The 20,558-nt window shown below is 57.7% G+C and carries 21 protein-coding genes; 10 read left to right on the forward strand and 11 right to left on the reverse strand.

Annotated elements, in window-relative coordinates; all coding sequences use genetic code 11:
• Positions 1-50: 50 nt before the first annotated feature.
• On the forward strand, positions 51-836 hold the full coding sequence (locus AC1DSG_RS03070) for a transporter substrate-binding domain-containing protein (RefSeq protein WP_477789531.1): 786 nt from the start codon (positions 51-53) through the stop codon (positions 834-836).
• A gap of 120 nt (positions 837-956) precedes the next feature.
• Here the strand turns inward: AC1DSG_RS03070 and AC1DSG_RS03075 are convergent, their stop codons facing one another.
• Positions 957-1,175 carry a hypothetical protein gene (locus AC1DSG_RS03075; protein WP_477789532.1) on the reverse strand — a complete coding sequence of 73 codons (219 nt, stop codon included), beginning with the start codon at positions 1,173-1,175 and terminating at the stop codon, positions 957-959.
• A 487-nt stretch (positions 1,176-1,662) separates the two neighbouring features.
• Here AC1DSG_RS03075 and AC1DSG_RS03080 point away from each other — a divergent pair, with 487 nt between their 5' ends.
• The 3 genes from AC1DSG_RS03080 (at position 1,663) to tal (ending at position 5,076) form a co-directional block, all read left to right on the forward strand.
• Positions 1,663-2,745 (forward strand): 2OG-Fe(II) oxygenase, encoded by a 1,083-nt coding sequence (locus AC1DSG_RS03080; RefSeq protein WP_477789533.1) that lies wholly within the window; start codon positions 1,663-1,665, stop codon positions 2,743-2,745.
• 230 nt (positions 2,746-2,975) lie between these two features.
• A complete protein-coding gene (dusA, locus tag AC1DSG_RS03085) occupies positions 2,976-3,971 on the forward strand; it encodes a tRNA dihydrouridine(20/20a) synthase DusA (RefSeq protein ID WP_477789534.1) in 996 nt (331 codons plus the stop codon).
• Between the two features lie 178 nt (positions 3,972-4,149).
• Entirely contained in the window at positions 4,150-5,076 is a 927-nt protein-coding gene (tal, locus tag AC1DSG_RS03090; RefSeq protein WP_477789535.1) for a transaldolase, read from the forward strand.
• 235 nt (positions 5,077-5,311) lie between these two features.
• Here the strand turns inward: tal and rssC are convergent, their stop codons facing one another.
• The 3 genes from rssC to AC1DSG_RS03105 form a co-directional block, all read right to left on the reverse strand.
• Entirely contained in the window at positions 5,312-5,794 is a 483-nt protein-coding gene (rssC, locus tag AC1DSG_RS03095; protein WP_007943680.1) for an anti-sigma factor antagonist RssC, read from the reverse strand.
• Positions 5,794-6,975, reverse strand: a complete 1,182-nt coding sequence (gene rssB, locus AC1DSG_RS03100; RefSeq protein ID WP_007943679.1) for a two-component system response regulator RssB — start codon at positions 6,973-6,975, stop codon at positions 5,794-5,796. Before rssB ends, rssC begins: the two co-directional genes overlap by 1 nt.
• A 470-nt stretch (positions 6,976-7,445) precedes the next feature.
• Complete coding sequence (locus tag AC1DSG_RS03105; protein WP_477789536.1) at positions 7,446-8,135, reverse strand: MlaA family lipoprotein; 690 nt, start codon at positions 8,133-8,135, stop codon at positions 7,446-7,448.
• A gap of 212 nt (positions 8,136-8,347) precedes the next feature.
• Here AC1DSG_RS03105 and AC1DSG_RS03110 point away from each other — a divergent pair, with 212 nt between their 5' ends.
• Both AC1DSG_RS03110 and AC1DSG_RS03115 read left to right on the forward strand, forming a co-directional pair.
• A complete protein-coding gene (locus AC1DSG_RS03110) occupies positions 8,348-8,968 on the forward strand; it encodes an HAD family phosphatase (RefSeq protein ID WP_477789537.1) in 621 nt (206 codons plus the stop codon).
• A gap of 109 nt (positions 8,969-9,077) precedes the next feature.
• On the forward strand, positions 9,078-9,341 hold the full coding sequence (locus AC1DSG_RS03115) for a DUF4404 family protein (RefSeq protein WP_477789538.1): 264 nt from the start codon (positions 9,078-9,080) through the stop codon (positions 9,339-9,341).
• A gap of 74 nt (positions 9,342-9,415) precedes the next feature.
• Here the strand turns inward: AC1DSG_RS03115 and queF are convergent, their stop codons facing one another.
• Complete coding sequence (queF, locus tag AC1DSG_RS03120; RefSeq protein ID WP_477789539.1) at positions 9,416-10,246, reverse strand: NADPH-dependent 7-cyano-7-deazaguanine reductase QueF; 831 nt, start codon at positions 10,244-10,246, stop codon at positions 9,416-9,418.
• A 61-nt stretch (positions 10,247-10,307) separates the two neighbouring features.
• Positions 10,308-10,832, reverse strand: coding sequence for a copper-resistant cuproprotein CopI (copI, locus tag AC1DSG_RS03125; RefSeq protein ID WP_477789540.1), 525 nt, complete (start codon positions 10,830-10,832; stop codon positions 10,308-10,310).
• 155 nt (positions 10,833-10,987) lie between these two features.
• Here copI and AC1DSG_RS03130 point away from each other — a divergent pair, with 155 nt between their 5' ends.
• Positions 10,988-11,668, forward strand: a complete 681-nt coding sequence (locus tag AC1DSG_RS03130) for a heavy metal response regulator transcription factor (protein ID WP_477789541.1) — start codon at positions 10,988-10,990, stop codon at positions 11,666-11,668.
• On the forward strand, positions 11,668-13,017 hold the full coding sequence (locus tag AC1DSG_RS03135; protein ID WP_477789542.1) for a heavy metal sensor histidine kinase: 1,350 nt from the start codon (positions 11,668-11,670) through the stop codon (positions 13,015-13,017). Before AC1DSG_RS03130 ends, AC1DSG_RS03135 begins: the two co-directional genes overlap by 1 nt.
• Positions 13,018-13,141: 124 nt before the next feature.
• On the opposite strand, the gene AC1DSG_RS03140 is transcribed toward AC1DSG_RS03135, so the two are convergent.
• The 3 genes from AC1DSG_RS03140 to AC1DSG_RS03150 all read right to left on the reverse strand — a co-directional run bounded on the left by AC1DSG_RS03140 (position 13,142) and on the right by AC1DSG_RS03150 (position 16,393).
• Entirely contained in the window at positions 13,142-14,386 is a 1,245-nt protein-coding gene (locus AC1DSG_RS03140; RefSeq protein ID WP_477789543.1) for a lipoprotein-releasing ABC transporter permease subunit, read from the reverse strand.
• Between the two features lie 65 nt (positions 14,387-14,451).
• The gene (gene lolD / locus AC1DSG_RS03145) at positions 14,452-15,135 is read right to left on the reverse strand and encodes a lipoprotein-releasing ABC transporter ATP-binding protein LolD (RefSeq protein ID WP_226298905.1); all 684 of its coding nucleotides are present in this window, start codon (positions 15,133-15,135) and stop codon (positions 14,452-14,454) included.
• A gap of 7 nt (positions 15,136-15,142) precedes the next feature.
• Complete coding sequence (locus tag AC1DSG_RS03150; protein ID WP_477789544.1) at positions 15,143-16,393, reverse strand: lipoprotein-releasing ABC transporter permease subunit; 1,251 nt, start codon at positions 16,391-16,393, stop codon at positions 15,143-15,145.
• Positions 16,394-16,487: 94 nt separating this feature from the next.
• On the opposite strand from AC1DSG_RS03150, the gene AC1DSG_RS03155 reads away from it, so the two are divergent.
• Positions 16,488-17,066 carry a PilZ domain-containing protein gene (locus tag AC1DSG_RS03155; RefSeq protein WP_477789545.1) on the forward strand — a complete coding sequence of 193 codons (579 nt, stop codon included), beginning with the start codon at positions 16,488-16,490 and terminating at the stop codon, positions 17,064-17,066.
• Between the two features lie 14 nt (positions 17,067-17,080).
• Entirely contained in the window at positions 17,081-17,803 is a 723-nt protein-coding gene (locus AC1DSG_RS03160) for a glycerophosphodiester phosphodiesterase (protein ID WP_477789546.1), read from the forward strand.
• A gap of 42 nt (positions 17,804-17,845) precedes the next feature.
• On the opposite strand, the gene sthA is transcribed toward AC1DSG_RS03160, so the two are convergent.
• Positions 17,846-19,240 (reverse strand): Si-specific NAD(P)(+) transhydrogenase, encoded by a 1,395-nt coding sequence (gene sthA / locus AC1DSG_RS03165; RefSeq protein WP_007943660.1) that lies wholly within the window; start codon positions 19,238-19,240, stop codon positions 17,846-17,848.
• A gap of 208 nt (positions 19,241-19,448) precedes the next feature.
• Positions 19,449-20,423, reverse strand: coding sequence for an FAD:protein FMN transferase (locus AC1DSG_RS03170; RefSeq protein WP_477789568.1), 975 nt, complete (start codon positions 20,421-20,423; stop codon positions 19,449-19,451).
• Positions 20,424-20,558: the final 135 nt, after the last annotated feature.

Here is a 20,558-nt window from a genome sequence, read left to right on the forward strand (position 1 = left end):
CGCCGCTACCGCTTAGCCGATGAGATTCCATCAAAAAACGTCCGAGAACAATGAAGAATATAAAAAGCACAATGATGCTCGGTGGCTTGCTCGCTCTATCGTTTGGCGCACAGGCAGAACCATCGCATCTGGACAGCGTCATCCAGCAAGGCCAACTTCGCGTGTGCACCACAGGCGACTACAAACCCTACACCTACAAAGCCGAAAACGGCGAATACTCAGGCATCGACATCGCCATGGCCCAGTCACTGGCGGACAGCCTGGGCGTCAAGGTTGAATGGGTGCAGACCACCTGGAAAACCCTGTTGCCCGACATGCTGGCGGGCAAATGCGACATCGGCATGGGCGGGATCTCGGTCACCCTGGAGCGCCAGAAAAAAGCGTTCTTCAGCACCACGCTAGACGTCGATGGCAAAATCCCGCTAGTGCGCTGCGAAGAGCAGGCGCTGTACCAAACCGTCGAGCAAATTAACCAGCCCTCAGTGCGCCTGGTTGAACCGGCCGGCGGTACTAACGAAGCGTTTGTCCACGCCCTCCTGCCCAAGGCGCAACTAAGCCTTCACGACAACGTGACCATCTTTCAAGAACTTCTGGATAAGAAGGCTGACGTGATGATTACAGATGCCTCGGAAGCGCTGTACCAGCAGAAACTCAAACCCGGTTTGTGCGCGGTCAACCCAAGTCAGTTTATGCAGTACGGGGAAAAGGCTTACCTGCTGCCGCGCGACGACATCACCTGGAAGTTGTATGTCGATCAGTGGCTGCACCTGGCCAAAGTGACGGGAAAATATCAAAAAGTCCTGAGTCAATGGATAGCAACGCCCGAGACTAAGTAGCCGCTAGATTATCCCCCGTAGCAACTGGCGAAGCCTGCGTCCGCCTGCGTAGCAGTCGCTAACCCAACGCACACGGCACATCAGGCAAAACGCAAAACGGCGGAAACACTTCCGCCGTCGTTAATCGCCGTGCAACAAACCCGAACTGTACTCGCCGAAGCTGTTGCCGAGCGCACTGCCATGGAAATTCATCTTATTCGGGTTGTTGGTGGGGCCTGGGCCAAAGCCGGCAGACGGTAGGGAGGCTTCCGAGTAATCGCTATGGGTGCTCACACCCGAACAGGCGCTTAACAGTAATGCACCACCGATTAGCACGACTTTGACGAGATTCGAGATCATTTTTCAGCTCCCTGTGGGATTGAAGTGCGGTGATATGAGCTTGAGTCGTCATCCTAGGCCGCAATCTCGGGGGACATTGTGAAACTTTGCGGGGTGACAGCGTTGGTTCAGGTAGGGCGGTTTCCAGGTGGAAAAAAGGGTGCTCCCTCAGGAACGCCCTTTTCTGTTTGGAGCCGCGACACCTGAATCTGCGCCTGCAATCGCCACCCTACTACACTCTGACAGACCACAACTTGCTCTGCGAAAAACCAGAGATACAAGTCATCAATGAGAAGTCGCCATCAGCGCTCTGGGCAGCTTCAACAAGACTGAACTAGCTTTACCTACAAGCTTCAAGTGCCTGGAGTTCCTCCTGCTTCGGCATCGCAGTGATGCGGTACCGTAAGCCCTTTCATACGCGGCACCTTTGGGGAAGAAGCAATGCTCAACATGAGTCTCCTGCCTTTATTCCTGATAGCGATCCATTGCCTGCTGGCAAGGAGATGTGATGCGCGCCACAGCGTTTTCAGTCGGTCAACCTGCCCCTTGGTTCCATTGCCGCACTCAACAAAGAGAGCGCTTTTGTTTCGACACTATTGCCGGTCGGTATGTAGTGCTTTCTTTTTTCGGCTCTGCGGCTGCTCCCGCATCAATTAAAGTTCTGGAAGGTGTTCGGGCCCATCGTCAGCGGTTCAATGACGATCAAGTCTGCTTCTTTGGTGTTTCCGTAGATCCGGATGATGAAAAGCTGAAACGGGTAGAAAGTGCGATACCTGGCGTGCGCTTCATCTGGGACTTCGATCGGTCAGTTAGTAAGCTCTACGGGACATTGCAAATAGACGGCAGCATCAGGCAAATGACCTTTGTGCTGGATCCTGCGTTACGAGTCTTGGCCATCGTCCCGATAGAGACGCGAGTTGATAACCATGTACCCTCGTTAATGCGTTTTCTGGATAGATTACCCGCATTGGCTCCGCCACATGCCGCCACTCCACATGCACCAGTCTTGGTGATTCCCCGTATATTTGAGCCCAAGCTGTGTAAAGCACTAATAAGTTACTACGACGAACGTGGCGGAGAGGAATCCGGGTTTATGCTGGAGCAGTCGGGTAAAACCGTCCACATCACCGACCATAGCCACAAGCAACGTCGTGACTGCACTATTGAAGACGAGGCTCTATCCAAAGCATGTTCGTTGCGTATAGCCAACCGTCTGCTTCCAGAGCTACATAAAGCGTTCCAGTTCAATGCCACTCGAATGGAGCGTTATCTGGTGGCCTGCTACAACAGCGAGGAAGGCGGGCATTTCCGGCCCCATAGGGATAACACCACGAAGGGTACAGCGCATCGCCGTTTTGCCGTTTCCTTGTTTCTTAATACGGGAGAGTACGAAGGCGGTTCTCTGCATTTTCCAGAGTATGGAAAAATGCTCTACAGCGCACCAACAGGAGGGGCCGTGGTGTTTTCGTGTTCACTTTTGCACGAAGCCACTCCTGTAACCCAAGGTCGCCGTTATATGTTTCTCCCGTTTCTATACGATGATGCTGCTCGCGCCATTCGAGAAGAGAATCGCCCCTTTCTTGGAAGCTGACTCGTGCTCAACACAATTCAGCAGTCATTACACACGGCCTTAAATGCTGGCTCGCTGTTAGTGCAGCAAAAAAATGGGGACTCAGATTTATTTACTTGCAGCTAACCAGCCGAATCCCCACAGCGCCTTCGCTCAACTGCTCTGAACATCCACCGAAAGGCACCTCAGCCCCACACCCCCATTCCTGATAAACTCCCCCACCTCCCAGCCTCACCGATTCCAGATCCCCAATGCCCGCACCCATCGCCACACCCGCCCCGCTCTCCCGCCGCTTCTCCGTCGCACCGATGATGGATTGGACCGATAGACATTGCCGTTTTTTCCTACGCCTATTATCGAAAAATGCCCTCCTCTACACCGAGATGGTCACCACCGGCGCGCTCCTCAACGGCGATCACGACCGCTTCCTGCGTCACAACGAAGCCGAGCACCCACTCGCCCTGCAACTCGGCGGTAGTGTTCCGCTGGACCTGGCCGCCTGCGCCCGCATGGCCCAGGAGCACGGCTACGACGAGGTAAACCTCAACGTGGGCTGCCCAAGTGATCGGGTGCAGAACAATATGATCGGCGCGTGCCTGATGGGGCATCCGCAGTTGGTGGCCGATTGTGTGAAGGCGATGCGTGATGCGGTGTCGATTCCGGTGACGGTGAAGCACCGCATCGGGATTAATGGGCGGGACAGTTACGAGCAGTTGTGTGATTTCGTCGGTACGGTTCGGGATGCCGGGTGCACGAGTTTTACCGTGCATGCGCGGATTGCGATTCTGGAAGGGTTGTCACCGAAGGAGAACCGCGACATTCCGCCCCYGCGTTATGACGTGGCGGCGCAGTTGAAGAGGGATTTTCCGGACCTGGAGATTATTCTCAACGGCGGGATCAAGACGCTGGAGGCCTGTCACGAGCATTTGCAGACGTTCGACGGTGTGATGCTGGGCCGTGAGGCATATCACAATCCTTATTTGATGGCAGAAGTGGATCAGCAGCTGTTCGGCAGCATGGCACCGGTGATCACTCGGGCCGAGGCGCTGGCGCAGTTGCGGCCTTATATCGCCGCGCACATCGACGCGGGTGGTTCGATGCACCATATCACCCGGCATGTGCTGGGGCTGGGCACCGGGTTCCCGGGGGCGCGCAAGTTTCGGCAGTTGTTGTCGGTGGATATTCATAAAGCTAAACAGCCTTTGGTGTTGCTGGATCAGGCGGCGGAGTTGTTGGAGGGGCGCTAACAGTCGCCCGGGTTGAACCTGTGCGCTGATTTGGCATCGTATTTACCGATAACGCGCCCCGCCATTCAAACAGCCGTTTTCAGGTTGTTGCCGCTGGGGCCATCGATACGTACATGCGCCCTTGAGTGGCTGTCAGCGCTCGGGTAATGTCATTAGACCCACAGGACAGAGCACGCCCATGACTTCCAAGCTGGAACAACTTAAACAAATGACCACCGTGGTTGCCGATACCGGCGACTTCGAAGCGATCGCTCGCGTTAAACCGGTGGACGCTACCACCAACCCTTCCCTGCTACTCAAAGCCGCGGCTATTCCTGCGTATGCCGACTTGCTGAATGCTTGCGTTCACGACTGCAAAGGCGATGTGGGCCTGGCCAGCGACCGTTTCGGCGTTGCGGTCGGGCAAGAGATTTTGAAGGTTGTACCGGGCCGTATTTCTACCGAAGTGGATGCGCGCCTGTCGTTCGACACTGACGCCGTCTTGAAGCGTGCGCACCGTCTGATCGAGCTGTACGACAAGGCCGGCATCGGCCGTGACCGCGTGTTGATCAAGATCGCCTCCACCTGGGAAGGCATCCGCGCAGCAGAGACGCTGGAAAAAGAAGGCATTCAGACCAACCTGACACTGTTGTTCTCGTTCGCTCAGGCGGCGGCGTGTGCCGATGCAGGTGTGTTCCTGATTTCGCCATTCGTGGGCCGTATTTACGACTGGTACAAGAAAGCCAACGGCAATGACTACACCGGGGCGGATGATCCGGGCGTGCAGTCGGTGACGCGGATTTACAACTACTACAAGGCCAATGACTACAAGACTGTGGTGATGGGCGCGAGCTTCCGTAACCTGAGCCAGATCGAACAGTTGGCGGGTTGTGATCGCCTGACCATCAGCCCGGACCTGCTGGAGAAGCTGGCGGCAGATACTGGCAAGCTGGAGCGCAAGCTGAAGCCTGGGCATGCCGGTGAAGCGCGTTTGAGCTTGAATGAAGCGCAGTTCCGTTGGCTGTCCAACGAGGATGCGATGGCGACAGAGAAACTGGCTGAGGGTATTCGTCAGTTTGCTCGGGATCAGGAGAAGCTTGAGGCGTTGTTGCAGGCCAAGCTGTGATCTAAGCATCCAGGCTATGCAAAAAGGGCGAACCTTGGTGGGTTCGCCCTTTTTTGTGCCTGGGTGGTTTGGCTTCGCGCCTAATGAATGGTGACAGGCATGACGCCATCGCGAGCARGCTCGCTCCCACAGGGGGACTTGTGAGGAATTGAGATTGTGTATACGACGGAGGACCAATGCGGGAGCGAGCCTGCTCGCGATGGGACCCGACAGGCCCACATCACTTAAAGCCTGATCAGTGACGCTCCAGCGCATTCACCAGGTCATGGAACGCTTCGCGATTGTGGTCATTGAGGCCCATGAGGATTTTGTGTGCTTCGAGGACTTTGATCCGCACCACTTCTTCGGACTGGTCCTGATCCGGCAGGTCGTCCAGGCATTCCGGGCATGGCACGGGCTGGTCAACGATGTTAAACACCTGCTCGAAGCCCATGGACTCCAGCAGACGGGTGATGTCTTCGTGGGTGGTGACGACGGTCGGCAGCAGGCCGACCTTCTGCCGCGACAGGATCGACAGTTTGGCCAGCAGGCCAAGCGTGGTGCTGTCGATGCTGCGGGTTTCGGTCAGGTCGATCACGATCGCGTTGAAGTTCAACGCGGTGAAGATCCGATCAATAGTCGCATCCAACGCCGAACACAGGGTCAGGCGAACTTCACCGACGAATTTCAGGACGAAAGTGCCATCCTGCTCGGCGAACTGGATTCTACCGGTACTCATTAAAGATTCCTGCTCAACACCAACAGGGCGATATCATCCGGCATCTCCCCAAGCGTGGCCAATCCAAAAACCTGCCGCAACCCATCCAGGGTGCCGCCCGCAGCCTTGACCCGTTGGGGCAACGCCGCTTCTTTTTCTTTGAGTGTGGGTTCTGGCAATAGGTCCAGAATGCCATCAGACATCAGCGTCAGGCTGAACGTCGGCGGCAGCTCCAGCACGTGGTCTTCGTAGGTCGCCTCATTAAAGAGGCCCACCGGCAGACCGCGCCCTTCCAGATAACGAACACTGTCTGGCGTGTACAACACAGGCAACGGCAAATGACCACCGATGCTATAGGTCAACAAACCTGTCTCCTCGTCGATGACTCCACCGACCATTGTGACGTGTTTACCCAGCTTACAACTGATCAGGCCTCGGTTGATATGACCAAGGACCTCTGAAGGCTTGAATTCCGGCAATGTGCCGCTGCGCTTGGATTCGAACAGCAAGCGCGTGGTCATGAACTTCAGCAGCACGGTAACGAAGGCTGAAGAGGCGCCATGCCCGGAAACGTCCGCCAGGTAGAAGGCTACCCGACGCTCATCGACCCGAAAGTAGTCAACAAAATCACCCGACAGGTACAGTGACGGGATGATCTGGTGCGCAAACTGGAACTCGTCGATGGTCCAGGGGCTGACCGGCAGCATGTTCATCTGCACCTGGCGACCGGCGTTCTGGTCTTCCTGGAGCAGGTTCAGGCTGGCGGCGAGTTCACGATTGGCCTTTTCCAGCTTCTCGCGGTAGCGCTGGTTTTCCAGCAGCAGACGCGCGCGATCCAGGGCTCGGCGCACAGAATGCTCGAGCACAGCCAGATCTTCGAGAGGCTTGATCAGGTAATCCGCTGCGCCAAGGCGCAACGCCTCGACCGCATCGTTCATCACGCCGGCACCCGAGACCACAATCACAGGGGTTTGCGGAGACCGTTCAGTGACCTGGCGGATAAGTTCGAGTCCGCCCATCTGCGGCATACGCAGATCGCAGATGACCAAGTCGGGCTTGTCTTGCTCGAATACCTGAAGACCCTGCTGGCCGTTGCTGGCCTGCAGGACACTGAAACCACTGTCTTCCAAATAGGCCGCGAGACTCGCGCGCACTACTTCGTCATCATCGATTATCAGCAGCGTGGCACTGGTTTTTGGCATGTGGGCAAACGGCGCCAGAATTAGGTTGGCGTAGCAGGCAGGGGCTTTAGCCCGGCTCACACTACTGGATTCGCTTTCTAGCCACTCTGCCGCACCGTTTTCGAGCGTTTGCCCTACTCACACGTACACCAGAGGTGCCCTTCTAAGGCGCAGACGGTACTCCCATCCGCGGGGCGTTTCAAGCTCACGCCGATGGTCGCTTGACGTCTTTACTTGTCAAATCACCGGGAGTTATAAGAACAGGCAAATCCGTAACCCAATGGAAGGATCGAACCCAAGAGTCAAACCGGTCGAGACTACAGCGAAAAGCGCGTTTTGAGCCGTATGCGAGTCGATGCCGAGGCGGTGTGGGGACGCCATTGGACGGCGTTGGCCAGAAACCCTGGCTTACAATCTTGAAGATGAAGTAAGCCGGATCCAAACGAAAGAAGGCGGCCCAATGGCCGCCTTCTACGTATTACCGATCGAGATTAAAAATCGTCTTCAACCTGGCCGTCTTTGACTCTGAATTCGCGGTTCTGCAAGTACGCGTTTCGAATAAAGATGTACTTGTCACCGGTGATCAGTTTCTCGCTCGACAGCAAGCTGGCGCGCGTGTCTACGATGTTCAGGCCGAAGACCGAGTTTCGCACCGATACGTCGTCGATGTACCGGTACGGGCCGGTGTAGCTATCAACGAACTTGGAAGGTGCATCACGCGCAGTGCTAGGGCCCAGCAATGGCAGCACCAAGTAAGGTCCGCTACCGACCCCCCAATAGCCGAGGGTTTGACCGAAGTCTTCGTCGTTGCGGTGCAGGCCCATCTTGGTACCCACATCGAAAAAGCCCAGCAGGCCGAACGTGGTGTTGAAGATGATGCGCGCAGTGTCGGTGCCCGCGGCGACCGGTTTAACCTGCAGAATATCGTTCACCAGGTTGGTGACATCACCGACGTTGCGGAACATGTTGTGAATGCCGTCTTCCAGAAACTGTGGCGTTATGAACTGATAGCCCTGAGCAACAGGCTTGAGTGCATAAGTGTCGATCGCATCGTTGAACTTGAAGATCGGACGGTTAACGCTTTCCCAAGGGTCGTCTTCCGGAGCAGCCTGAGCCACAAACGGAACCAGCAACACGCTGGCACATACACAAAGCTGAGCGAAATAATTGCTCCAGCGCATAAACAAACTCCTTGGTTTTTTACTGGCGCGGGCACTCGGCCCGGGCGTTAAGTTCGTCAGTATAAGACGGAAAAGCCGCTTTATGCAGCATCGCGCACATTCGCCTACAGATGAATCGTCCTGTTTGAGAGCGCTTCACATCAATGTCACTCAACTGTCACTCAACTGTCACTGACGCAGCATAGCCTTGTCACTATTTCAGGGACGTGGATATGCCAAACGCTGAAACCTTGCCCATTGCAGCACCCAGTTTGACCGCCGTCTTGTTCGGCCTCAGCGGTTGCCTGGTGGATTTCGGCGCCCGGACACGCCAACACGGGGTTTATTCTGCGGAGCACGCCGAGGCCACTCCCGGTGCGCTGGACAGCCTGCGCAGTTTGCAGCGCAAGCAAATTCCCTGCGCCTGGGTCGATGAATTACCCCCCGCCCTCAGCCATTCGCTGGCCGTTACCCTGCCTTCCTGGATCAGCTCTTCGCAACACCCTGCAACAATCAACCCATGGCCCGCTCCGAACGCTTGCTGGCAAGCCCTGATGGCGTTGAATGTCGAGCGTCTGGATGGCTGCGTGCTGGTCAGCGGCGAACCGCGGTTGCTGCAATCGGGCCTGAATGCCGGGTTGTGGACGATTGGCCTGGCGTCCTGCGGCTCGCTCTGCGGCCTCGCGCCCAGCGAATGGCACGCGTTGAGTCAAAAGGAACGCGAGTATTTACGCGGCAAGGCGACGATGCAGTTATTCGGTTTGGGCGTGCATTCGGTGATCGATCATCTGGGCGAACTCGACACCTGCCTGGCCGATATCAGCCTGCGCCGGCTCAAGGGCGAAAAGCCCTGACCGAGATCATGCAGGTTGTGCACAAGTGGATTAATCTAAAGGTCAGCCATAGACCTTTGGCGCGAGGCTGCGGTCTATGCCAGCGCCTATCGATAAAAGGAAGAACGCCATGCCTGCCCGCGAACTGCAACAACAGCTCGATACACTGCGCGAGCAATTGGAACAGAATCCTCCACTGTCCGAATCCGAACGTGAAAACCTGCATGAACTGATGCAGCAGATCGAACTCAAGCTTGAGCTCGAAACCAAGACTCAGGACGCCAGCCTCGCCGACGGCGTTAATCTGGCCGTCGAACGCTTCGAACTCGAACACCCAACCCTGGCCGGCACTCTGCGCAACATTGCACAAGCCTTGGGCAATATGGGCATCTGAACCCGCCAAACGCAAAAAAGCCCCGCTAGCGATAGCGGGGCTTTTCATTGTCTGCATTTTGAAATGCAAATTCGTTATTGACGGACCAGACGGTGGTTCGGCAGCTGCACAGTCTCGGTGCTGCGATACGGGTTGATATCCAACCCTCCACGGCGCACATAACGCGCATACACCGTCAATTTCTCCGGTTTCAACAACCGCTGCAGGTCGAGGAAAATCCGTTCCACGCACTGCTCATGAAAGTCCGAGTGCTGACGGAAGCTCACGATGTATTCCAGCAAACTCGCGTGGTCCAGCGCCGCGCCACGGTATTCCACCGCTACGCTGCCCCAGTCCGGCTGACTGGTGACCGGGCAGTTGGATTTGAGCAAATGGCTGTGCACGCTTTCTTCGACAATGAGCGACTCATCGCAACGTAGCAATTCCGGACGCGGATGCTCGTAGTTGCTGACGCTGATGTCCAAATCATCGATGCATACGCCCGGCAGCGCCACAACACCTTCAGCTTCCACGTCTTTGAGGCTGCGAATGCGCACGCCAACCGGCTTGCCGGCGGCGGCCGACAGGTCTTTCGCCAACGTCGCCTCAAGGCTGGAGGTGTCGGCAAATGGCGTCTGGTTCAGCGAGTTCAGGTACAGCTTGAACGACTTCGATTCGATGATGTTCGGCGAATCCGCCGGGATGCTGAACTCGCCAATCGCCACCACGGGCTTGCCGGACGGCAACAGCCACGACAGCTCGAAGCAGTTCCAGAAATCCACGCCCTTGTATGGCAGGGTTTCAGCCGTCAGGCCCAGCTCGGCCCATTTCGCAATACGCGGAATCGGGAACAGCAAGGACGGCGTGTAGGTGGCGATGTATTCGCTGGATTTGCCCAGCGGCGAGTGTTCGGCTGCGGGATGCATGGCGGAAACCTGACTGAAGAATCAGCGGATTCTACCAGCCTTTGCGCCCGCCATTGAGTGCTTACTGACTGACAGTCAACTTGCCGACCATACCAGCCTGATAATGGCCAGGGATGTTGCAGGCAAATTCCAGGCTGGTGGCCTTAGTGAAGGTCCAGGTCAGTTCGGCCGTCTTGCCCGGCTCGACGAGAACGCTATTCGGGTCGTCGTGCTTCATCGATCCATGATCCATGCCAGCCATCGAATCGTGGTCCATTTCCTTCAGGCCTGTAGGCGTCAGCATGCCGCTTTGTTGCATGTGCAACATTTCCTGCTGGTGTTTGGCATGCATCGCCGCATCCCCAAGGTTGAATTCGTGCAACAACTGGCCTTTATTCACCAGCACAAAGCGAACCGTCTCACCAGCCTTGATCTCGATGGCCTTGGGGGTGAAAGACATATCGCCCATCACCACTTCAACACTGCGAGTCGCCTCAGCCGCCGCAGCGGGTTGGCCGAAGTCGTAGGTATGCGCCGGGGCAGCCCACACCGGTGAACTCAACGCCAACAAACACGCTACCTGCAGCAAAGATTTGCGCAAAAACATCGTCGTACTCCAACAAGATAAGGTTCCGCCTGTGGAAAACTCTAAACTGCTGCCACTGCCCGCAACCTGACAGCCAGATTACAACTTTGTCAGGTTGATCTGTATTCACCCTGCCCACGGTATAAAGCGCTCGTTCCATTTACTTAGAGTTGCCCATGAAACTGCTGATCGTCGAAGACCAACCGAAAACCGGCCACTATCTGCGCCAAGGCCTGAGCGAGGCCGGTTTCAACGCCGAACTGGTGGCCGACGGCAGCACCGGGCAACAACTGGCGCTGAGCGGAGACTACGCGTTGTTGATTCTCGACGTGATGCTGCCCGGCCGCGATGGCTGGCAGATTCTGCAAGCGGTGCGCGGCGCTGGTCTCGAGACGCCGGTACTTTTTCTGACCGCACGAGACGCAGTGGAAGACCGCGTTCATGGGCTGGAACTGGGTGCTGACGATTATCTGGTCAAACCATTCGCCTTTTCCGAACTGCTGGCCCGGGTCCGCAGCCTGTTGCGTCGTGGCAGCGCTGCGCCACAGGAAACCAGCCTGCAACTGGCCGATTTGCGCCTGGACTTGATCCGACGCCGCGTTGAGCGCGGCGGCCAGCGCATCGACCTGACCGCCAAGGAATTCGCCCTGCTGGAAATGCTCCTGCGTCGGCAGGGCGAAGTCCTGCCCAAATCGCTGATCGCCTCTCAGGTCTGGGACATGAATTTCGACAGCGACACCAATGTGATCGAAGTCGCCATCCGGCGTTTGCGCCTGAAGATCGACGATGAATTCCCCAACAAATTGATCCACACCGTGCGCGGCATGGGTTACGTCCTTGAAGAGCGCTCAGTCTGATGCGGCATCTTTCGTTAAGCAGCCGTCTGGCGTTGCTGTTTGCGGCCTGCACGGCGGTGGTTTCGCTGTTCGCCGGGGTGTTGTTCAGTCGAGCGAGTGAAGCGCATTTCGTCGAACTCGATCAGCAACTGCTGGATGGCAAGTTGATTGGTTTGCGCCGGGCGCTAATCGACATTCAATCCAGCGACAGCCAAATCAGACTCGCGGATGAATTGAGCCGCCAGGCCGATTTGTCGCTGCGCGTTACCGGCAGCGATGGACAGCGCTGGTATGACAGTTCGGCACAGCTACCGGACAAGCTCCCGCAAACACCCGGTTTGTCGACCCTGAACGACGACGGCACCGACTACCGCGTTTTGAATGCGCCGTTGTTTGTCGACAAACCTGATTCCCCACAACTGACCTTGTTGCTGGACATCACCCATCACCAGCACTTTCTGCAACGCATGCAGCATCTGATCTGGCTGACCGTTGGGTTGTCAGCCTTGGCCACGGCCCTGCTCGGGGCTTGGGCGGCGCGCAGTGGGTTGCGCCCGTTGCGGCGCATGAGCGCGGTCGCCCGCGGGGTTTCGGCGCAATCACTGAATGCGCGGCTGCCCGAAGAGAACATGCCGCCCGAACTCGCGGAATTGGCCCACAGCTTCAACGCCATGCTCGGACGCCTTGATGACTCTTTTCAACGGCTTTCGGCGTTCTCCGCTGACATCGCCCATGAACTGCGCACGCCGCTGTCCAACCTGCTGACCCACACGCAAGTCACCCTCACCCGCCCGCGCCCCATCGAGGACTATCGTGAGGCGCTGCACAGCAACCTAGAAGAGCTGCAATGGATGGCGCAACTGGTCAATGACATGTTGTACCTGGCCAAGGCCGATCACGGGCTGCTGACGCCCAAGCGTGAACCGCTGGAACTGGCGGAGGAAACGGATCTGTTGCTCGAGTTTTTTGCGCCGCTGGCTGAAGACGCGCGGATTACGCTAAGTCGGGAAGGTCATGCCCGGATGCAGGGTGACCGCAGCATGTTGCGGCGGGCGCTGTCCAATTTGCTGGATAACGCGTTGCGATTTACGCCTGCCGAGGGTGAGGTTCGGGTGCGGATTGTTGATCAGGTTAAAGGGTTGAGTCTGACGGTTGAGAACAGCGGCGACGGCATTGACAGAGCGTTGCTGCCGAGATTGTTTGACCGGTTTTATCGAGCCGATCCGGCGCGTCAGGAAGGCAGCAGTGAGCATGCGGGGCTGGGGTTGGCGATTACGCAGTCGATCGTTCGTGCCCATGGTGGGCATATTCGTTGCGAATCGGAGATTGGGTGGACGCGGTTTGTGATCGAGTTGCCGATGGGGGATTGAGGCCAGCAGGTCTGGCCTCATCGCGAGCAGGCTCGCTCCCACAATGTCCGAGTTGAATCACACATTTTGTGATCAACTCCAAACCCTCTGGGAGCGAGCCTGCTCGCGATAGCGATGTAACGGCTTACGAATACCGCAACGCGTGAGCCGGCTCGATTTTCGCCGCACGCCACGCCGGGTACACAGTGGCAAGGAAACTCAAGATAAACCCCGCCGAGCAAATCAACAGCACATCCGCGCCCTGCAATTCCGAAGGCAGGTTACTGACAAAATACACATCGGAACTGAAGATGTGCTGCCCGCTCACCCGCTCGATCCAGCCCACCAGTTCACTGACGTTCAACGCCGCAATCACCCCAAGCACGCCGCCGATCAAGGTCCCGACAACCCCGATCACCGTCCCCTGGACCATGAAGATCGCCATGATCTGCCCTGGCGTTGCGCCGATGGTGCGCAGGATCGCAATGTCCGCGCCCTTGTCGTTCACCACCATGATCAAGGTCGCGATGATATTGAACGCCGCCACCGCGACAATCATCAGCAACAGCAGGCCAATCATGGTCTTTTCCATTTTCATCGCGCTGAACAGACTGCCCTGGGTGTGGGTCCAGTCGTCAGCCTTGTACGCGGCACCCAACCCAGTGGCGATGTCGCTCGAGACCTGCGGCGCGGCGTACAAATCCTTCACCGCCAGACGCACGCTCTGTACCTGATTCGGTTCCCAATGCTGCATCTGTGCGGCATCGGCGACGTGGATCAATGCCATCGAACCGTCCAGCTCAGCACCAACCTTGAACACGCCGACCACGTTCAGGCGCTGCATGCGCGGGGTAATCCCGCCCGGTGCGGTACTGACTTCCGGCACGATCAGGGTGAGCTTGTCGCCGACGTTCAAACGGAAACGACGCGCCGTGATCTCGCCGATCACCACGCCGAATTCACCCGGTTTCAAGGCATCGAGACGCCCCTGAACAATGTGCTGGGCGACGATCGACACCTTGCCCTCCTGGGCCGGATCGATGCCGCTGACCTGAATCGGCTGCATCGTGCCCTTATAGGAGAGCATGCCTTCCATCTCGGTAAACGGTACGGCCGCTGTTACCTGCGGGTTTTTCATCGCAGCGGCTGCAACAGGCTGCCAATCGTCGATCGGGTTCACGCCGACAATGGTGGCGTGCGGCACCATGCCGAGGATGCGCGAGCTCATTTCGCGCTGAAAACCGTTCATCACCGACAACACCACAATCATCGCCAACACGCCGAGGGCGAGGCCGATCATCGAGGTCATCGAGATGAAGGAAACAAAGCGATTGCGGCGCTTGGCGCGGGTATAGCGCGCGCCGATGAAGATCGATAACGGTCTGAACATTCGCTGGGGCACCGTATAAAAATAAAAGACCCGGCGTACCGTCTAGCACGTCGGGTTTTGCTCAATCAGATGGGTGTCAGGCAACCTTCCTGCAAATGCAGGACGCGATCCATCTGGCGGGCCAGGTTCATATCGTGGGTCACCACCAGGAACGCGGTGCGCATCGACGTGCTGAGTTCCAGCATCAAATCCTGAATGCCCTGGGCAGTATGGGAGTCGAGGTTGCCGGTCGGCTCGTCGAGCATCACCAGGCCCGGCTTGTTCACCAGGGCGCGAGCGATAGCCACCCGCTGACGCTCACCACCGGACAACTCGGCCGGTTTATGTTCCAGACGGTGGCCCAACCCTACCCGCTCCAGCAACGCCGTGGCACGCTGACGCGCCTCCGGGATCGACGTCTTGCCGATCAGCAGCGGCATGCAGACGTTTTCCAGCGCGGTGAATTCCGGCAGCAAGTGGTGGAACTGGTACACGAACCCAAGAGAACGGTTACGTAGCAAGCCGCGATTCTTCTCGCTCAATGCCGAGAGTTCTTCGCCGTCGAGCCAGACGCTACCCTTGGTCGGCGTATCAAGACCACCCAACAGGTTGAGCAAGGTACTTTTGCCCGAACCCGAGGTACCGACAATCGCCACGCGCTCGCCCGGGTGCAACTCCAGCTGCAGACCGGCCAGGACTTCTACCGACTCCGGGCCTTCCTCGTAGGATTTACCCAGGTTGCGGCAGCTCAAGATTGCTTTATCACTCATGCCCGACTCACTCATAACGTAGCGCCTCCGCAGGCTGGGTGCGCGCGGCACGCCAGGCTGGATACAGGGTGGCGAGGAAACTCAGGACCAACGCGGCGCCGCAGACCATCAAGACGTCCTGGCTCTGCACTTGCGACGGCAGGTAATCGATGAAGTACACGTCGGCGTTGAGGAATTTATGGCCGATCAGGCCTTCGAGGGCCGAGATCGCGGCGCTGACGTTCAACGCGGCGAAGATCCCGACCACGGCACCGATCAGCGTCCCGACCACCCCGATGACCGTGCCCTGGACCATGAAGATCGCCATGATCGTGCGCGGTGTGGCACCCAACGTGCGCAATATCGCGATGTCGCCCTTCTTGTCGTTCACCACCATCACCAGTGTGGAAATGATGTTGAACGCGGCAACGGCGACGATCAGCAGCAACAGCAGGCCGATCATGGCTTTTTCCATGCGGATGGCCTGATACAGGTTGCCATGGGTGCGCGTCCAGTCGCGGGCGTAGAAATGGTCTTCGCCGAGCTGCTGGGCGATGCTCCATGCAGTGCGCGGCGCCTGGAACAGGTCGTCGAACTTCAGGCGAATGCCTTGTACCTGATCCGGCTTCCAGCGGTGCAGCCTGGCCAGATCCTGCAAGTTGGTGATGCCCAGATATCCGTCCAGCTCACCGGCGCCGACATGGAAGATGCCGACCACGGTAAAGCGCTTCATGCGCGGGAACATGCCGGCCGGGGTCACGGTGACTTCCGGCGCGACAAACGTCAGCTTGTCGCCGATGGCGGCGCCGAGCTTGGCTGCGGCTTTGTCGCCGATGACGATACCGAACTCACCCGGGACCAGATCGTCGAGTTTGCCCTGCTGCATGAAGTTATCAATGATCGAGACGTTGCGCTCCAGCGCAGGATCGATGGCATTGAGCAGGACTTTGGAGACTTTGCCGTTGTTGGTCAGCAACCCCTGCATCTGAGTGAACGGCGCCACGGCCGTCACTTGCGAGTGTTTCTTGACCTTGGCAGCCAGGCTTTGCCAGTCACTGATCGGCTCACCGGCCTCGATGGTCGCGTGGGGCACCATGCCCAGCACGCGGGTGCGCATCTCATGATCGAAGCCGTTCATGACCGACAGCACGACAATCATCACCACCACGCCGAGGGCGAGTCCGATCATTGAAGTCAGGGAAATGAACGACACAAAATGATTGCGACGCTTTGCACGGGTATAACGCGTGCCAATAAAAACGAAGAGAGGTCTGAACATGTCGGGGCTTGTTCGGAGGGAAAAGGAACGTCCTTGTGGCGGGGGTCGATAACCAGCTTTACACTCAGACCACCGCCGCTACCATGGGTTCGCCATGTCGACATTAGATGAAGAAGATCGCCGCGAATACTACCGTATCGAGGACACGATCGCACTGGAAATTCGGACGCTGTCAGCTCCCGAGGCCGCAGGCCAGGAAGTGTTGCAGGATGCTTCTCCATTGTTCAATTTGCTCAGCGAGTTGCACCTGAGTGAATTCGAGTCGCAACACCTGTTACGCCAGATCAGTGAGCGCGACCGGAACCTCGCGGCGTTCCTGAAATCCCAGAACAAACGCATCGACTTACTGAGCCAGGTGATCGCAATCACTGTGCTTGGGCAGATCGGCGAGCCCCAACCGGTGGTCATTTCCGAAGGCGGCATCGAGTTCCCGCATCCAACGCCTATCGCCGTGGGCGCACACCTGTCGGTCAAGCTGGTGCTGATGCCGCAGGCCCTTGGCCTGTTGCTGCGCGCCCGCGTCATCCATTGCGAGCGCAACGCGGGCAGCTATGATGTCGGCACCGAGTTCGAACGCCCGACCGATGCTCAGCGGCAGTTGCTGGCCCGTTACATTTTGCAGAAACAGGCCCAGGAACGACGACTGGCCCGCGAAAACGAATCAGGCATTTAATTTAAGGAAGAACCGTGACCCTCATCTACGGCCATCGCGGCGCCAAGGGCGAAGCACCGGAAAACACCCTGACCAGCTTTCAGCAATGCCTCAAGCACGGCGTTCGCCGTTGCGAGCTGGATCTGCACCTGTCCATGGACAACGAGCTGATGGTCATCCATGACCCGACACTCAAGCGCACCACCGACCGGCGCGGCAAGGTCGTCGAACATACGGCGGCCGAACTGGTGACTTATGACGCGCGCAACGGCGGCCCAGGCTGGATCAAACCCTGCCCGATCCCGACGCTGGAAACGTTGTTTGAGAAGTGCGACTTCGATCACTGGCAACTGGAAGTCAAAAGCGCCTCACGCACCCGCGCTGCCACGACCGTACTGGCGATTCGTGAGATGGCTCAGCGTTTCGGCTTGCTCGACAAGGTCACGATCACCTCAAGCTCACGCGAAGTGCTCAAAGCCGCGCTGGACTTGGTGCCGGATGTGTCTCGAGGATTGGTGGCCGAATACGCCTGGCTCGACCCGCTAAAGGTCGCGCAGAGCTATGGCTGTGAGATTCTGGCGTTGAACTGGACCCTGTGTACGCCGGAACGCCTGCAGAAGGCGCAGCGTCAGGGGCTGCATGTGTCGGTGTGGACAGTCAACGAGCCCGCACTGATGCGCAGACTCGCCGACTTCGGCGTTGACAGCCTGATTACAGACTTTCCCGGTTTGGCCAGCGCCACGCTCGAGAATTGCTGAAATCGGTCTCCCCGGCCGGCTCAGGCCACCGGCCGGAGCCGCTCAAAAAAGCCGGTTGAGGCCGTCGTACGCCGCTACCCGATAGGCTTCGGCCATGGTTGGGTAGTTGAACGTCGTGTTGACGAAATACTTCAGCGTGTTCAGCTCGCCCGGCTGGTTCATGATCGCTTGACCGATGTGCACGATCTCCGACGCCTGATAACCGAAACAGTGAACGCCCAGCACTTCCAGGGTTTCGCGGTGGAACAGGATCTTCAGCATGCCTTGCGGCTCACCGGCAATCTGCGCGCGCGCCATGCCCTTGAAGAACGCCTTGCCCACTTCGTACGGCACCTTGGCCTGAGTCAGTTCCTGCTCGTTCTTGCCGATCGAGCTGATCTCCGGAATGGTGTAGATGCCGGTCGGAACGTCATTCACAAAACGCCAGCTACCGTTTTCGATGATACTGCCCGCGGCTGAACGACCCTGGTCATGCGCGGCACTCGCCAGGCTCGGCCAGCCAATCACGTCACCGGCACCGTAAATATTCGGCACACAGGTGCGATAGGCTTCGTCCACTTCGATCTGACCACGGCTGTTGACCTTCACGCCGATATTTTCAAGACCCAGCTGATCGGTGTTTCCGGTACGACCGTTGCACCAGAGCAAGGCATCAGCCTTGATCTTCTTGCCGGACTTGAGGTGCAGGACCACACCGTTGTCCACACCTTCAACGCGGTCGTAGTCTTCGTTGTGGCGGACCGTGATGTTGTTGTTGCTGAAGTGGTAGCTCAACGCCTGGGAAATTTCCGAGTCGAGGAAGCTCAGCAACTGACCGCGGTTATCCACCAACTCAACCAGAACACCCAGACCGCTGAAGATCGAGGCGTACTCGCAACCGATCACGCCAGCGCCGTAAACGATGAGTTTGCGCGGGGTGTGGCCGAGACTGAGGATGGTGTCGCTATCGTAGATACGCGGGTGGTGGAAATCGATGTCCGCCGGGCGATAAGGACGTGAGCCGGTGGCGATGATGATGTGCTTGGCGACAAGCTTTTCAACCACACCGTTGGCGCAGACCACTTCGATGGTTTGCTCGTCGGCGAAGCTGCCGGTGCCGAAGAACACATCGACACGGTTACGGGCGTAGTAGCCGGTGCGCGAAGCGACTTGCTTGGAAATGACTTTCTCGGCGCTTTTCAATACGTCCGGGAACGAAAACCAGCGCGGCTCACCAATGGCCCGGAACATCGGATTGGTGTTGAACTGCATGATCTGCCGGACCGAGTGACGCAGTGCCTTGGACGGGATGGTACCCAAGTGAGTGCAGTTGCCGCCGACCTGGCGACGGCTATCGACCATCGCCACCTTGCGCCCTGCTTTGGCGGCGTTCATTGCCGCGCCTTCTCCCGCTGGGCCGGAACCCAGCACCACCACGTCGTAGTTGTAGACAGCCATGCGTACTCCTCAGAACAGGCCGCGGTGCCATCGGCACCCAGCGGCTAAATCACGCCGATCTGTGGCGTGAAGGAACAATTTTGGGTCAGTGCAGAACCCGGACACAGTCTATAGAAGCGTCAACGCCGGGCACATTAACCCTTGGTCGCGTCGTAGGCTAGTTTTGCCTGCACTACAACGCCAGTCTTCAGCGCTTGAATCGTTGCCATTATTTGCTTTGACCGCCACTGAGGCGTTCGAAAGCCTGATTTGTTCGTGTGATGAAACCTGTATCGGCACGAATCACAAAAAATGCACCGATGTCATGCGCTTGGGCATAGTCCCAACCCCGCTCAGGGCCGAGAATAAGTAACAGCGTCGATAGTCCATCGGCCATCAGCGCTGAAGGATGAATCACCGTGACTGACGCCAGGGTATGTAGGACCGGCACACCGGTGCGGGCATCGAAGGTGTGGGAATAACGCCTCCCATCCTGCTGAAAATAGTTGCGATAGTCACCGGAGGTGGACACGCCATAGCCGTCGACAGCGATAATTTTTTGCGCAACCTGCTGATCATCCCGTGGCTCTTCGAGGGCAACACGCCAAGGTGAACCGTCGAGCTTTTTGCCGGCAGCCTTGAGCTCACCCGTGGCCTCAGCCAGGTAATTGTGGATGCCCATGGCGTCGAGTTTTGCCGCAATGGTGTCGACGGCATAACCGGCGGCGATGCTATTGAAGTCGACTTCGACGGCGGCATCCTTGCACAATTGATCGCGGTCGATGCGCAGGTGCTGGTAACCGACTCGCTGCCGTACTTCGGCTAGCGCCTGACCGGTTGGGACTTTTTCCTCACGCGCCTGCGGGCCGAACCCCCACAGGTTGAGCAGAGGTTCTACCGTCAGGTCGTAGGAACCTTCACTTTGTTCCGACAGTTGTTCACCGACGCGGATCAATCTGAGGAGGGGTTCGGGCACTTTCTGACAGTGATTGGCGGGAAGATCATTGAAGCGCTCGATGTCCGAGTCGCTGCGGTAGGTCGACATTTGTTGATCGACGTCGGCGAGGATTTTTTCGACCTCGGCCTGGACGTCTTTCGAGGTGGGAAGACCTGCGCGGCGCACGTACTTGATCGAATAAGTGCTGCCCATGGTGGGGCCACTGAAGCTTTCCAGGGAGTCGCTGTTGCCACAGCCTGACAACATGATAATCAGACTCAAAAGACCGCACTGTCGCCATTTCAACAATTTAGGCCCTCCTGACACACCGTTGAAGCCAGCCATTATGCGACACAACTGTGGGAGCACGCCGACAAGATCGTTCCCTCGCTCCGCGTGGGA

The organism is Pseudomonas sp. P5_A12 (assembly GCF_056400685.1).